Consider the following 14,519-nt stretch of genomic DNA (forward strand, 5'->3'; position numbering starts at 1 on the left):
AGTAACCCCTATGAAAGATAGATATATAACTCTATTACTGTTCTTATTAATGATTACCCCAACAATTGCTCAGCAAGATGTAAATTACATAGAAGAACCAGAGACTAACTTTAAAAAAAGAATGCAATGGTTTAATGATGCAAAATATGGGATGTTTATTCATTTTGGGCTTTACAGTCAATTAGGAGGGATATACAAAGGCAATGAAGAAGGGCGATATGCTGAATGGATACAAAGTAATCAGGATATTCCTACAGATGAATACGCTAAATTAATAAACACATGGGATCCCAAAGATTTCAACGCGAAAAAAATAGTGAAATTAGCGAAAAAAGCAGGCATGAAATATTTGGTAATAACAACCAAACATCACGAAGGTTTTTGTTTATGGGATTCTGAATACACCGATTTTGACATCGCATCATCTCCAATGAAAGGGCGTGATTTTATAAAAGAATTATCTGATGCCTGTAAAAAAGAAGGTCTTCATTTCGGAACATATTATAGCATTATCGATTGGCATCACCCAAGTCAGGTTGTAACAATTAACGAAAAAACTAAAAAGCATAATTGGGGACAAATTAGCATGAAAGAAGGCAGAAAAGCCGAATATGTTAATTACATGAAAAACCAAATTAAAGAGCTTATCGAAAAGTACGACAGTGAAATTATTTGGTTCGATGCGGATTGGGTAGACTGGTGGACTCTAGAAGATGGTAAAGATTTGTACCAATACATTAGAGAATTAAAACCTAGTATTATCATAAATAACAGAGTTGCTAAAAGAAAAATATTTAAAAAAGATTTTGGAACACCAGAGCAGTTTCATTTAGAAGATAAAGTGGATTATTATTGGGAAGCTTGTTATACTTTAAATGATTCTTGGGGATATAAAATTAAAGATACCGATTGGAAAACCCCAGAAGTAGTATATGCAAAATTAAAAGATATTAATGGCAAAGGAGGCAATTTGTTACTAAATATTGGTCCTAATGGTAATGGAGAGGTACCGCAAAAGTCTGTAAAGATTTTAAAGCAGGTAGGTGAAATATTAAAAAAGGAAGCGAAGTAATACATATACCTCGGTATTTAGCAATAACCAAAAAAGACACCTAAATATGAAATTTAAAATCACATCTATATTAATCTGTCTATGTTTGGTATCAATCAAATTATATAGTCAAAGTATATCTGTAGATGAATATAATGTTTCTTGGACAGAGAAAAGTAAAATAGCTTCAGATGCCATGCCTCTGGGAAATGGAACAACTGGCGCTTTAGTTTCTGTTTTAGAAAACGGACATATTTGGATTTCTGTTAGACATATTGATGCTTGGTCTGAAGCGCACCGACTTTTAAAATTAGGAGATGTAGAAGTTGAAGTGTCTCCAAACCCTTTTGAAAACAACTTTAAACAAGAACTTGTTTTAAGCGAAGGTGTTATCTATTTAGAAGGCAATGATGGTTTTAAATCTAAAATTTGGATTGATAAAAATAGTGAAATCATTCATATTGAAAACAATGCAGATTCAAAATTTAAATTGAATGTAAAACTTCATGATTGGAGAGATGAAGCTCAAATTATTAAAGAAACTAATCTTAAAGGAATTCCTGGTGGAATAACCGAATCTGCTGATGTTATTGTTGCAGATAATAAAAAAGCAATTACTTGGTATCATAGAAATGCTAATACAAAAGCTTTCGATTGGACTATAAAAGCATTAGAAATTACGAGGCCAGAAAATTTAGATGATGTTTTAGAGAATCGAACTTTTGGTGCTATGGTAGTTGGTGATAAAATGACGAACACTTCTAGTACGACAATGTCGTCAAAAGAAAGAAAGTGTAATCATTTAAAAATTTACACGCTTAACAAACGTACTGAAACTGCTGATAAATGGTTAGCTGAAATAAAAGAATCTTCTTCTAAAAAGGAAAACTTAAAAGCCAATTGGCAAGCCCACACCACTTGGTGGAACAATTTCTGGAAAAGTAGTTACATTCATTTAAGCGGTTTTAAAGAAGCAAAACAAACAAGTGCAGGTTACGCTTACACCATGTATTTAAATGCTATGGCTGGCGAAGGTGAATTCCCTATAATTTGGAATGGCTCTATGTTTGCTCCCGATTTAAACGAAGTTTTACAAAGAAACCATACAGGCATAAAACATTTTAAAGATAAAGACCATCGTTCTTGGGGTAACTTGATGTTGCATCAAAATGTGCGCTTACCCTTTTATTCCATGAACGCCGCTGGGCAATTTAAATATGCCAATTCTTTTATCAACCTATACATGAGAGGTTTTGATTTGATGAAAGAACATTCAAATACCGTTTTTGGTCATGAAGGTACGGTAATTAGAGAATCAACAACACTTTGGGGAGTTATTGCTCCGGGTGTATATGGAATAGACAGAACAGGTTTAGAACCAGGACAACAACAATCTCAATGGCATAGAACGCACTGGAATGCAGGTTTGGAAGTAGCTTGGTATTTATCAGAACGTTTTGATTATACACAAGATGAAACTTTTGCAAAAGAAGAGTTTATCCCTTTTGCTTCAGAAATTGTAAAGTTTTTCGATTTACATTGGCCACATAAAGACGGGAAATTATACTTCCCAGATGTTCATGTTTTAGAATCATTTCGTGATGCAGATAATCCAATGCCTTTTATTGCAGGCCTACGATCTGTGTTGAATAGTTTACTTAAATTACCTGAAGATTTAACTACTAAAGCAGATAGAACTTATTGGAAAGCATTATTGTCTCGTGTTCCAGATATTCCAACAAGAGTTAAAAATGGTACTAAAATTTTAGCTAACGCTGAAGTTATAAAATCTAAAAAAGCAAATGTGGAAGTAGCAGAATTGTATTCGGTTTTTCCATATCATTTATACGGTGTTGGTTTGCCCGATTTAAAAATGGCGCAAGACACTTATAAAAACAGAACAACTTTAGTAAATGATGTTGGCGGAGAAAATCCAAAATGGGCACCAGGTTACATTCGTGGTGGCTGGCATCCAGAAGCTATTATGGCTGCAATGGTTGGCTTAACAGATTCTGTTCAAAAAGAAGTCGTTTGGGCACTACATCGCCCAGTTCCAGAGCAACGTTATCCTGGGTTTTTTATGTCTACTCACGACGGAACGCCAGATGTACAACATTCATCAGTAGCGGCTACAGCATTACAACGTATGATTTTACAAAATGTTGAAGGTAAAATAGTGCTTTTACCAGCTTTTCCTGAAGCATGGAGTGGCGAGTTTAAACTTTATGCTAAAAGGAATACTCTAGTTGAAGGAAAGATAGTTAGCGGAGAAATTAAAGAATTAAAAGTGACACCTTCAGATCGTAAAAAAGATGTTTTTATAGGTCAAAAATTAGAAGCTCCCAAGCCTGACATTTGGGAATAAAATAGAATTTAAAATTCATATTATTAATAAATAAAGGTTCAAGAATGAGCAATATCAAATATCTAATCAAAATATTAGTTTTAATACTTTTTGTATGTGTTAATGCGTGTAAAGAAAAAGAAGAGAATAAAGAAGTTGTTAAAGAAGAGACTAAAAAGCCAAACATACTTTTCTTATTTACAGACGATCAAAGAGGAGGTACAATAGGTGCAATGGATAAGTACAATGTTCAAACACCCAATATGGATCAATTGGTTGATAATGGAACATCATTTACAAATTCATACATTTTAGGAGCAACAACTGCTGCTGTTTGTTCACCAAGTAGAGCTATGTTAATGACAGGTCGTCATTATTTTAATATTGAACCCAATGTTTATGCACAATTTGCTTTTCCGAAGGAAGAAAAAGGACAAAGCGATAAACTAACTTTTCCAGAATATTTTAAAGCCAATGGTTATAAAACTTTTGCTACAGGAAAACAGCATAATGGCGAGCCTTGGGTAGAACGCGGATTCGACTATGTGAAATCTGCCTTTTTAGGAGGAATGACAACACATTACGGAACTAAAGTGAAAGATTATACTCCAGAAACAGGATGGTCTGCACCTTATAAAGACACAGAAAAATTTAGTAGTGAAGTTTTTGGTGATGCTGCAGTAGGTTTTTTAAATGATTATAAAAAAGAAGATCCATTTTTAATGTATGTTGCTTTTACAGCACCCCATGATCCACGTACACCGCCACAAAAATTTAAGGATATGTATCCAAATGAAGACATGGCGTTGCCAGAAAATTTTATGTCTCAACATCCTTTTGAAATTGCTGATGAAAGAATTAGAGATGAAGTATTGTTACCATTCCCTAGAACTCCTGAGGCTATTCAAAAAGAAATTTCAGATTATTATGGAATGATTACTGCTACCGATGCTCAAATTGGACGTGTTTTAAAAGCTTTAAAAGACTCAGGTAAAGCAGATAATACAATCATTGTATTGGCTGGAGACAATGGGCTTGCTTTAGGGCAACATGGTTTATTAGGAAAGCAAAATGTATATGAGCATAGTGTTAGTGTACCATTAGTATTTGTTGGGCCAAATATTCCTAAAAACAAAAAGACAGCTGCATTGGCTTACTTACATGATGTTTTTCCAACATTATGTGGTTTAACAGGTTTAGAAATTCCTGAATCTGTGCAAACAGAAGATTTAACACCTGTTATAGAAGGTGATGCTAAAGAAGTTAGAACGAGTATGCTTTATGCTTATAACTCTTGGCCAGGTGAAGCTTTTAAACCAAATATAAATAATCATGGTGGGCACAGAGCAGTCCGTAAAGGGGAATTTAAATTAATAGTAAGTTCAAAAAATGACACCTACACTTATCAATTATTTAGTGTTAAAAATGACCCTTGGGAATTAATTAATCTAATTGAAGATGAAAACTATAATAATGTAAAAGAAGATTTAACATTAGAGTTAGAAAAATTAATAAAAGAAACAGGTGATCTTGCTGATTTAACTAAAAAAGAATTTGGACTTTTTGATCATCCAGAAGATTATAATTTTAAAAAATAATGAATTTAAGTTATTTATTTAAAAATAACCTTCAAAAAACAGTTGTATTCAACTCTTTTTTTGTGGGTTTATTAATGCTTTTAAATATCAATTTTGCTACAGCTCAGGAACAAGAATTATCTTGGGATGAGCTTGCATCTCAATATGAGTGTCCAGAATGGTTTCGAGATGCTAAGTTTGGTATTTGGTTTCATTGGGGGCCACAAAGTGTTCCGGAGCAAGGTGGTGGCTGGTACGCTCGACACATGTATATGCAAGATGTAGGTAAACAGAAGTTTGGGAAAATGGCAAATTCATATCATTTACAGACTTACGGTCATCCTTCAGAATTTGGTTTTAAAGATGTTATAAATGAGTGGAAAGCTGAAAAATTTGACGCTCAAGAATTAATTGATTTTTCAAAAGAAAATGGAGCTAAATATATTGTTGCTTTAGCAAACCATCATGACCATTTCGATTTGTTTAATTCTACATATCACGAATGGAATTCTGTAAATGTAGGTCCTAAAAAAGATATTATTGGCGAGTTTGAAAAGGCTACACGTAACGCAGGTTTAAAATTCGGCGTTACTAGCCATGACGACCGTTTTCTTAACTGGTGGAAACCGGCTTTTGGAGCAGATAAAGAAGGTAAATATGCAGGTGTGCCTTATGATGCTCGTTTAGCTAAAGTAGATGGTAAAGGACTTTGGTGGGAAGGTTTAGATCCTAAAAATTTATATGGTCCAGCACCAGAAGATCGTACACCAGAAATTATTGAAGATATTAAGAAAAACTGGTTAAAGCGCCATATTGAACTAGTTACAAATTACAAACCAGATCTATTATATAATGATGGCTTTAACTTTACGTATGGTGATTACGGTAAAGAAGTTACTCGTAAACTTTACAATAATAGCTTAAAAGAAAATGGCAAAATAGATGCTGTAATGCTTTTAAAAAGACAAGCAAAAGGAACCGTTAATGAAGTAGAATCTGGCGGTAGTAATACCTTAAGAGAATACCCTTGGCAATCGGAAATTACGTTTACCGATTGGTTTTATAAAAAAGATCATCACCTAACTCATAATGCCCGTACAATTTTAGAAATGCTAATTGAAGCCGTTAGTAAAAACGGAAATTTGCTTTTAAGTATGGAACTAAATCCTGATGGCACCATTCCGCATGAAATTAAAAAGAGTGTAAAAATTGTTGGCGATTGGCTTAAAATTAATGGCGAAGCTATTTATGGTACTAGACCATGGACTGTTTATGGCGATGGTAAAAGTGTTCGAGGTGAAGATGTTGAAACTGTTGAAGGAGAATTACGTAATGCTACAGAATCTCAAAAACACGGCGAGCATTTTAACCAACGTACAACAGCAACACCTGCATTTTATCATGATGAAGTGCGTTACACAACCAAAGGAGACGATTTCTATATTATAGTAATGAATCCAAAAGGCGGTGAATTCATAATTCCTTCATTTGTAAAATCAAGTAAATTAAGTCCTGGCAGCTTAAAAAATTTAACGCAACTATACGACGGTAGAAAAGTAACTTTTAAGCAAACCAATAATGGTTTAGCTATTAATATGCCTGCGGTTAATGGCGATAGTTATCCAGTAGTTTTAAAGGCAAAATTTAAATAAAAATTATGTGCAAAATCTATCTGTTTTGGATATTAATATTTCATTGCTGTTTTGGTATAGCTCAAGAAAGCATGCCATATTTAGAGACATCATTATCTTTTGATGAGCGTGTAGACGACTTAGTTTCTAGAATGACTTTAGAGGAGAAAGTAGCACAAATGATGAATGATGCTCCTGCTATTCCAAGATTAAAAGTACCAGCACATGAATATTGGAATGAGTGTTTACACGGTGTAGCACGTGCTGGTAAAGCCACGGTTTTCCCTCAGGCTATTGGTTTAGCCGCAACTTTTGATACCGATTTAATTTACAATGATGCCGTAGTAATTTCAGATGAAGCGCGTGCTAAACACCATGAAGCTTTAAGAAATAACTCATTTAAAAGGTATGAAGGGTTAACTTACTGGACACCAAACGTAAATATTTTTCGTGATCCACGTTGGGGACGCGGACAAGAAACTTATGGTGAAGATCCTTATTTAACCTCTCGTATGGGTGTTAATTTTGTAAAAGGTATGCAAGGTAATGATCCAAAATATTTGAAACTAGTTGCAACTCCAAAGCATTTTGCAGTACATAGCGGTCCTGAACCTGAAAGACATTTTTTTGATGCCACAACTACAGAACGTGATTTATATGATACTTATTTACCGGCGTTTGAAGCGACTATTGTAGAAGGGAAAGCTTATTCTATCATGGCCGCTTATAACAGATATATGGGGAAACCATGTTGCGCAAGTCATCAATTATTAGATGATATTTTACGTAAAGATTGGGGTTTCAAAGGTTATGTTGTTTCAGATTGTAATGCGATTAGAGATATTCACGATTATCATAACTACGTAGATTCTAAAGAAGCCGCTGCAGCAGTGGCAGTTTTAGCCGGAACAGATTTAAACTGTGGTTCGCGTTACGAGTATTTAATAAGTGCTGTAGCTAAAAAAGATATAACCGAAGACGAAATAGACATCTCTTTAAAAAGAGTACTAAAAGCTCGTTTTAAATTAGGAATGTTCGACCCTGAAGAGATGGTACCGTACGCAAGTATTCCTATGAGTGTAGTAAGTTCTGAAAAACACAGAGCTTTAGCTTTAGAAACAGCTCAGAAATCTATTGTTTTATTAAAGAACAAGAATAATACTTTACCATTAAAGAAAGATGTAAAATCTATTGCTGTTATTGGTCCTAATGCCAATGATTTAGAAGTGCTTTTAGGAAACTATAATGGGTTTCCGTCTCAATACTTCACACCTTTAGAAGGGGTGAAAAATAAAGTATCTAAAGATACAGAAATTTATTATGAAGCAGGCACTGAATTAATTTCTAAAGAGCCGGCAATGTCTTTAATTCCTAATGAGTTTTTGAGTTTCGAAACTGAAAACGGACTTCAAGCTAAGTATTATAATAATCATGATTTTTTAGGAACGCCTTTAGTTACGAGAGTTGAACATGGGGTGAATTCTAACTGGAATTCAAACCCAGTAAATGGTTTAAACGAGATTAAATTTGGAGTTTTATACACAGGAACTCTTAAAGTAGACGTTTCAGGAGATTATCAATTAGGACTTCAAAGTAATAAAGGCTATACATTAGCTATTGATGGAAAAATAATAGTTGATAATACTAAAGACTTAAAACGTAGAGTTGTAAAAGAGAGAATTCATTTAGAAAAAGGAAAAACGTACCAAATTTCAATTAAATATTTACATGAAGGTTACCCTGCTAAATTAAAATTATTGTGGACTACACCAGGGAAAACTTCTTTTGAAAAAGCGATTGAATTAGCTAAAAAATCTGAAGTTGTTGTTTTTGTAGGAGGAATTTCTCCAGGTGTAGAAGGTGAGCAGATGCCAGTAAATTCTAAAGGTTTCAAAGGTGGTGATAAAACGGATATTCAATTACCAGAAGTACAAAAGGAGTTATTAAAAGCATTACACGAAACAGGAACACCTGTTGTTTTAGTATTGCTTAACGGTAGTGCTTTAGCCGTAAACTGGGAGAATGATAATTTATCAGCTATTGTAGAAGCTTGGTATCCTGGAGAACTTGGCGGTAATGCGATTGCTGATGTACTTTTTGGAGATTACAATCCGTCTGGTAGATTACCAATAACATTTTACAAATCAATAAAAGAGTTGTCTCCCTTCGTAAATTATAGTATGAAAGGCCGAACGTATAGATATTTTGAAGGTGAAGCATTATATCCTTTTGGTTTTGGATTAAGTTACGCTCAGTTTAATTATGAAAATATAAAATTAAAGAATAAAAAAATAAAGACTAATGGGTCAACATCGGTAAGTATAGATGTTACTAATGTTGGAAAAATTAAGGGAGAAGAAGTTGTTCAACTTTATATAAAAGATTTGGAAAGTAAAGAAGTAAGACCTTTAAAAAGCCTAAGAGGTATTAGACGTGTTTCATTAAATCCAAATGAGACAATTCGAGTAAAATTCACTATTAAACCAGAAGATTTAGCCTTTTATAATTTTAAAGAAAATAAGCAGGTTGTAGAACCAGGATTGTTTAAAATAGGAATAGGAAAGTCTTCTAATGAATTAATAAATATTAATTTAGACGTCATAAATTAAAATTAAAACCAAATGGAAAAAAGTAGATCATTTTATTTAGGAATTTTTGCACTATGCCTCTTTGTTTTTACGAGTTGTAAAAATAAAACGGAGGTTAAAAAAGAAGCAAAAGATACAAGGCCCAATATCTTGTATATTATGGCAGATGATAATACATCTCAGGCCTTAGGTATATATGGCGGTATATTAAAAGATTATGTACATACACCAAATATTCAACGTTTAGCTACAGAAGGCGCGGTATTAGATAACTGTTTGGTGTCTAATTCACTTTGTACACCAAGTAGAGCTACCGTTCTTACGGGGCAATATAGCCATATAAATGGTGTAACAACTTTAGGTGCAGGTTTGCCAACAGGTCATAAAACTATTGCTGGTGTTTTGCAAAGAGGCGGGTATCAAACTTCTATATTAGGTAAATGGCATATGAAGCAAGAGCCTACAGATGAGTTTGATTATTATTGCGTTTTGCCAGGACAAGGTAGATATTGGGACCCAATTTTGAAAACAAAAGAGAACTGGAAAGATTATGATGAAGGTGGGAAAGTATACGAAGGATATAGTACCGATGTTATTACTGGTTTGACTATTGACTGGATGGAAAATCGGGATAAATCGAAGCCGTTTATGGCTATGTGTAATTTTAAAGCAACACATGAACCTTTTGATTACCCTGAACGTTTTAGTCACTTATATAAAGATGTTGATATCCCTGTGCCTTCTACATTTTACGACGAAGGACCAGATACAACAGGAAGATCTTTTAATGGCCAATCTATTGATAGTTTAAAGACCAGATATTTGGTAGCTTCAAAAGATCCTGATAATGTGCCTGGATATATGCAATACCCTGGATTACCTTTTGATGTAGACGGTTTAGATAGAATGGAGTCGCGTTATAAAACATACCAAAAATATGTGAAAGATTTTATGCGTTGTGGAGCAGCTATTGATGATAACATTGGTAAATTATTAAAATATTTAGAAGAATCTGGCTTAGCAGAAAATACGATTGTAATTTATACTGCAGATCAAGGATATTTTTTAGGAGAACATGGTTTTTTTGATAAACGTTTAATTTATGAAGAGTCTATCCATATGCCTTTTGTTATTCGTTACCCAAAAGAAATTCCAGCTGGAACTCGTAATTCTGATTTGATAGAAAATGTAGATTTCTCTGCCTTATTTGCAGATTATGCAGGTCTTGAATACCCTAAAGACATGCAAGGACATAGTTTTAGAGAAAATTTAAAAGGAAACACATCTTCAGACTGGCGTAAATACGGATACTATCGTTATTGGGATCATACCAAAGATCGTCCAGGTCACTTTGGAATTAAAGGAAAACAATACACTTTGTCATTTTCTTATGGACATGCATACAAGGTAAATGGTTATACCAAAGAAAATGCACCAAAAAAGTATTGGGATTTCTTTGATTTGGAGAAAGATCCTCTTCAAATTCATAATGGTTATTACGATCCAGAATATCAAGATATTATTAAAGAGTTGAAGAATGAAATTTTAAATCAAAGAGTTGCTTTAGGAGATTTAGATACAGATCACCCTGAAGTTCTTGCAGCAATTGATGCACATTGGAATGATTAAGATTAAAAATATGTTAAGATTTGTAGTTGCAATAAGTTGCTTTTGCTTGTCCGTGAACCACGGGCAAGCTCAAGGAGCTCATAAATTATCTTATGAGTCTCCTGCTGAAAAATGGACCGAAGCTTTACCTATAGGAAATGGTAGCCTTGGCGCTATGATTTTTGGTGGTGTTTCCGAAGAACATATTCAGTTTAACGAAGAAACACTTTGGGCAGGAAAACCACATGATTATGCACATAAAGGGGCTTATAAATATTTAGATACTATTCGCCAATTATTAACAGATGGCAAACAAGTAGATGCTCAAAACTTAGCGATGCAAGAGTTTATGAGCACGCCTTTAAAACAAAAGCCTTACCAACCTTTTGGTGATATTTACATTGCTTTTAAAGGCCATGAAAACTATAAAAATTACACACGGGAACTAAACATAGAAGAAGCTATTAGCAAAGTTTCTTATTCTGTAAATGGCGTTGATTTTAAAAGAGAAGTCTTTTCTAGTTACCCATCTCAAATTATTGCTATTAATCTAACTTCGAGTAAGTCTAAAGCTCTTAATTTCGATTTATGGTTAGATGCCCTTCACGAAGATAAAACGTTAGAAACCTTTGGAAATACACAAACCTTAAGGGTTCAAGTTAAAGATGGAGCACTAAGAGGTGTTGCTACTTTAAACATTAAAACTAATGGTACTATTGAAACTGTAAACGGGAAACTTCAAATTTCGAATGCATCAAAAGCAACCATATATTTAACAGCAGCAACCAACTATATTAAATATGATGATGTTTCGGGAAACCCTGAAAAAATCACTCAAAAAACTTTAGCAGATGTTGTTTCAGAAAATTACAAAAAAGTAAAAAAGAAACATCTAAAAGATTATCAATCTCTGTATAATCGTTTTGATATTGATTTTGGTGATAATGGAAAATCGGCAAACACCACCGATAAACGTATTTTCGACTTCTGGAAAAACCCAAGCGATCCGCAATTAATTGCACTTTACGTACAATATGCCCGTTATTTAATGATAGCCAGTAGCCGTCCCGGAACTAAACCGCCAACATTACAAGGTATTTGGAATGATAAATTAACACCACCATGGTTTAGTAGTTACACCACCAATATTAATTTAGAAATGAATTATTGGCCAGTTGAAATTGCAAACCTTAGTGAATGTCACGAACCGCTTTTCGATTTTATAAAAGATGTTTCTGAAACCGGAAAAAACGTAGCTAAAGAACATTATGGTGCTAAGGGTTGGAATGTACACCACAACGTTGATATTTGGAGAGGTGCTGCACCGGTAAACCACTCTAATCACGGACTTTGGTTATCTGGTAGTGCGTGGCTTTGCTCTCATATTTGGGAACACTATTTATTTACAAAAGATGAAACTTTTTTAAAGAATAACTATACTTTAATGAAAGAATCGGCGCAATTTTATACCGATTTTTTAGTAGAAGATCCAAAAACGGGTTACCTAATAAGTACACCATCTACATCGCCAGAAATTGGTGGTCTAGTGGCTGGGCCAACTATGGATCATCAAATAATAAGAGCACTTTTTAAAAGTGTAGTTGAAGCGTCTTCAATATTAAAAACAGATGAAGCTTTCGCTGAAAAATTAACAGCTATGATTCCTAAAATTGCGCCAAACCAAATAGGTAAATATGGGCAATTACAAGAATGGTTGGAAGATAAAGATAACCCAGAAAGTCATCACAGACATGTATCGCATTTATGGGCAGTATATCCAGGAAGTGAAATAAATTATGAAGAGACTCCAGAATTAATGAAGGCTGCAAAACAATCTTTAGAATTTCGAGGAGATAACGGAACAGGTTGGAGTTTAGCTTGGAAAGTTAATTTCTGGTCTCGTTTTAAAGATGGCAACCGCGCTTATAAATTATTGAATGTATTACTAAGTCCGGCAGAAATTCCTGAACGAAAAATAAGAGGTGGGTCTTATCCCAATCTTTTTGATGCGCATCCACCATTCCAAATTGATGGTAACTTCGGTGGCGCTTCGGGTATCTTAGAAATGTTACTACAAAGTCATTTAGACAAAATAGAATTATTACCTGCTTTACCAGATGCTTTAGCCGATGGAGAAGTAAAAGGTATTGTTGCTAGAGGTGGTTTTGAGTTGTCGTTTGAATGGGGAAATTCAGAATTAAAAAGGGTAAGTGTTCTATCTAAAAAAGGACAGTCTTGTAAATTGGTTTATAAGGATAAAGAAATAGAATTTAAAACAGAAGCAGGAAAAGCGTATGCGTTTGATGGCTTTTTAAATAAAAAATAAGAAGTTAAAATCACAGCATTTATGAAGTTTATAATAGGTATCATAATAGCATTTATTAGTTGTAATCTTAGTCTATTTGCGCAAGAAAAACAACCTAAGCCTAACGTGATTATATTTTTTACAGACGATCAAGGGTATCAGGATGTTGGTGTTTTTGGTTCTCCATTAATTAAAACGCCAAACCTAGATAAAATGGCTGCTGAAGGTATTAAATTTACAGATTTTTACGCAGCTTCTTCTGTATGTTCACCATCAAGAGCTGCTTTACTTACCGGTTCTTATCCACCACGAGTTGGAGTGCCAGATGTGTTTTGGCCAAATTTACCAGGTGGTTTATCAAATAAAGAAATGACTATTGCCGATATGCTTAAAACAGAAGGTTATGCCACGGCTTGTATAGGGAAATGGCATTTAGGAGATGAAGAACAATATTTACCAACCTCTCAAGGTTTCGATTCATACTATGGCATTCCGTTTAGTAATGATATGTCTGTTAATCCAAAATCAAAAGTTTCTAAAGATATTGTTTTCAGAGAAGGGATGACTATCGATAGTCTTCGTCAAGTAAAATGGAGAGGGAGACGCGTACCTTTATTAGAACAAAACGAGGTTATTGAATATCCTGTAGATCAATCGTCAATAACACAACGATATACTGAAAAAGCGGTAGAATTTATTACAGAGAATAAAGACAAACCATTCTTTTTATACTTAGCGCAAACCATGCCGCATGTCCCTTTATATGCTTCTCCTAAGTTTAAAGGAAAAAGTGCAAGAGGATTATATGGTGATGCTGTTGAGGAAATAGATTGGAGTATGGGAACTATTTTAGAAACCTTAAAATCTTTAGGATTAGATGAAAATACATTGGTTGTTTTTACTTCGGATAATGGACCTTGGGATTTAAAAGATAAGCAAGGCGGAAGTGCATTACCATTGAGAGGTTTTAAATCTCAAACTTTAGAAGGAGGCATGCGTGTACCGATGATAGCGCAGTGGAAAGGAAAAATAAAAGAAGGACTTGTTTCTAATGAAGTTGCATCAACAATAGATTTGTTGCCAACCATAGCACATTTAACAGGGGCTAAAATGTCGGATAAACCTATGGATGGGAAAAATATTTGGTCTTTACTCTCTGGAGTAGAAAAAGCAAAATCCCCACACGAAAAAGATGGGTTTTATTATTATTTAAAAAATGAACTTCAAGCTGTTAGAAAAGGCGATTGGAAATTGCGTATTACAAAGGATTGTGTAGCGCTATATAACCTTAGAGATGATATTTCTGAAAGTAAAAATGTCGCAGCAGCTAATCCGAAAATTGTAAAAAAATTACAAAAGATGATGACGGCGTTTGATGAAGATTTGAAAAAAAACCAACACCAGTTTAATTAAAA

The 14,519-nt window shown here is 34.0% G+C and carries 8 protein-coding genes; all 8 read left to right on the forward strand.

Translation table 11 applies throughout. From position 1 onward, the window contains the following. Window positions 1–10: 10 nt before the first annotated feature. Genes M4I23_RS12195 through M4I23_RS12230 form a run of 8 tightly spaced genes read left to right on the forward strand, consistent with a single transcriptional unit; the run spans window position 11 to window position 14,517 of the window. Window positions 11–1,072, forward strand: a complete 1,062-nt coding sequence (locus M4I23_RS12195; RefSeq protein WP_249754562.1) for an alpha-L-fucosidase — start codon at window positions 11–13, stop codon at window positions 1,070–1,072. 46 nt (window positions 1,073–1,118) lie between these two features. Beyond that, complete coding sequence (locus M4I23_RS12200; RefSeq protein WP_249754563.1) at window positions 1,119–3,416, forward strand: DUF5703 domain-containing protein; 2,298 nt, start codon at window positions 1,119–1,121, stop codon at window positions 3,414–3,416. Between the two features lie 44 nt (window positions 3,417–3,460). Beyond that, window positions 3,461–4,993 carry a sulfatase-like hydrolase/transferase gene (locus tag M4I23_RS12205; protein WP_249754564.1) on the forward strand — a complete coding sequence of 511 codons (1,533 nt, stop codon included), beginning with the start codon at window positions 3,461–3,463 and terminating at the stop codon, window positions 4,991–4,993. Beyond that, on the forward strand, window positions 4,993–6,624 hold the full coding sequence (locus M4I23_RS12210) for an alpha-L-fucosidase (RefSeq protein WP_249754565.1): 1,632 nt from the start codon (window positions 4,993–4,995) through the stop codon (window positions 6,622–6,624). Before M4I23_RS12205 ends, M4I23_RS12210 begins: the two co-directional genes overlap by 1 nt. 5 nt (window positions 6,625–6,629) lie before the next feature. Continuing rightward, complete coding sequence (locus tag M4I23_RS12215) at window positions 6,630–9,212, forward strand: beta-glucosidase (RefSeq protein ID WP_249754566.1); 2,583 nt, start codon at window positions 6,630–6,632, stop codon at window positions 9,210–9,212. A 12-nt stretch (window positions 9,213–9,224) separates the two neighbouring features. Beyond that, the gene (locus M4I23_RS12220; RefSeq protein ID WP_158850742.1) at window positions 9,225–10,820 is read left to right on the forward strand and encodes a sulfatase; all 1,596 of its coding nucleotides are present in this window, start codon (window positions 9,225–9,227) and stop codon (window positions 10,818–10,820) included. A gap of 10 nt (window positions 10,821–10,830) precedes the next feature. Next, window positions 10,831–13,125, forward strand: coding sequence for a glycoside hydrolase N-terminal domain-containing protein (locus M4I23_RS12225; RefSeq protein WP_249754567.1), 2,295 nt, complete (start codon window positions 10,831–10,833; stop codon window positions 13,123–13,125). A 21-nt stretch (window positions 13,126–13,146) separates the two neighbouring features. Then, window positions 13,147–14,517 (forward strand): sulfatase, encoded by a 1,371-nt coding sequence (locus M4I23_RS12230; protein ID WP_249754568.1) that lies wholly within the window; start codon window positions 13,147–13,149, stop codon window positions 14,515–14,517. The last annotated feature ends 2 nt before the right edge of the window (window positions 14,518–14,519 follow it).

Source organism: Algibacter sp. L4_22, from assembly GCF_023473045.1.
In the GTDB taxonomy this organism is placed as follows: domain Bacteria; phylum Bacteroidota; class Bacteroidia; order Flavobacteriales; family Flavobacteriaceae; genus Algibacter.

Bases quoted from the DNA above. Each gene is read 5' to 3' on its own strand.
- M4I23_RS12195 (WP_249754562.1), top strand. From the start codon at position 11: ATGAAAGATAGATATATAACTCTATTACTGTTCTTATTAATGATTACC.
- M4I23_RS12200 (WP_249754563.1), top strand. From the start codon at position 1,119: ATGAAATTTAAAATCACATCTATATTAATCTGTCTATGTTTGGTATCA.
- M4I23_RS12205 (WP_249754564.1), top strand. From the start codon at position 3,461: ATGAGCAATATCAAATATCTAATCAAAATATTAGTTTTAATACTTTTT.
- M4I23_RS12210 (WP_249754565.1), top strand. From the start codon at position 4,993: ATGAATTTAAGTTATTTATTTAAAAATAACCTTCAAAAAACAGTTGTA.
- M4I23_RS12215 (WP_249754566.1), top strand. From the start codon at position 6,630: ATGTGCAAAATCTATCTGTTTTGGATATTAATATTTCATTGCTGTTTT.
- M4I23_RS12220 (WP_158850742.1), top strand. From the start codon at position 9,225: ATGGAAAAAAGTAGATCATTTTATTTAGGAATTTTTGCACTATGCCTC.
- M4I23_RS12225 (WP_249754567.1), top strand. From the start codon at position 10,831: ATGTTAAGATTTGTAGTTGCAATAAGTTGCTTTTGCTTGTCCGTGAAC.
- M4I23_RS12230 (WP_249754568.1), top strand. From the start codon at position 13,147: ATGAAGTTTATAATAGGTATCATAATAGCATTTATTAGTTGTAATCTT.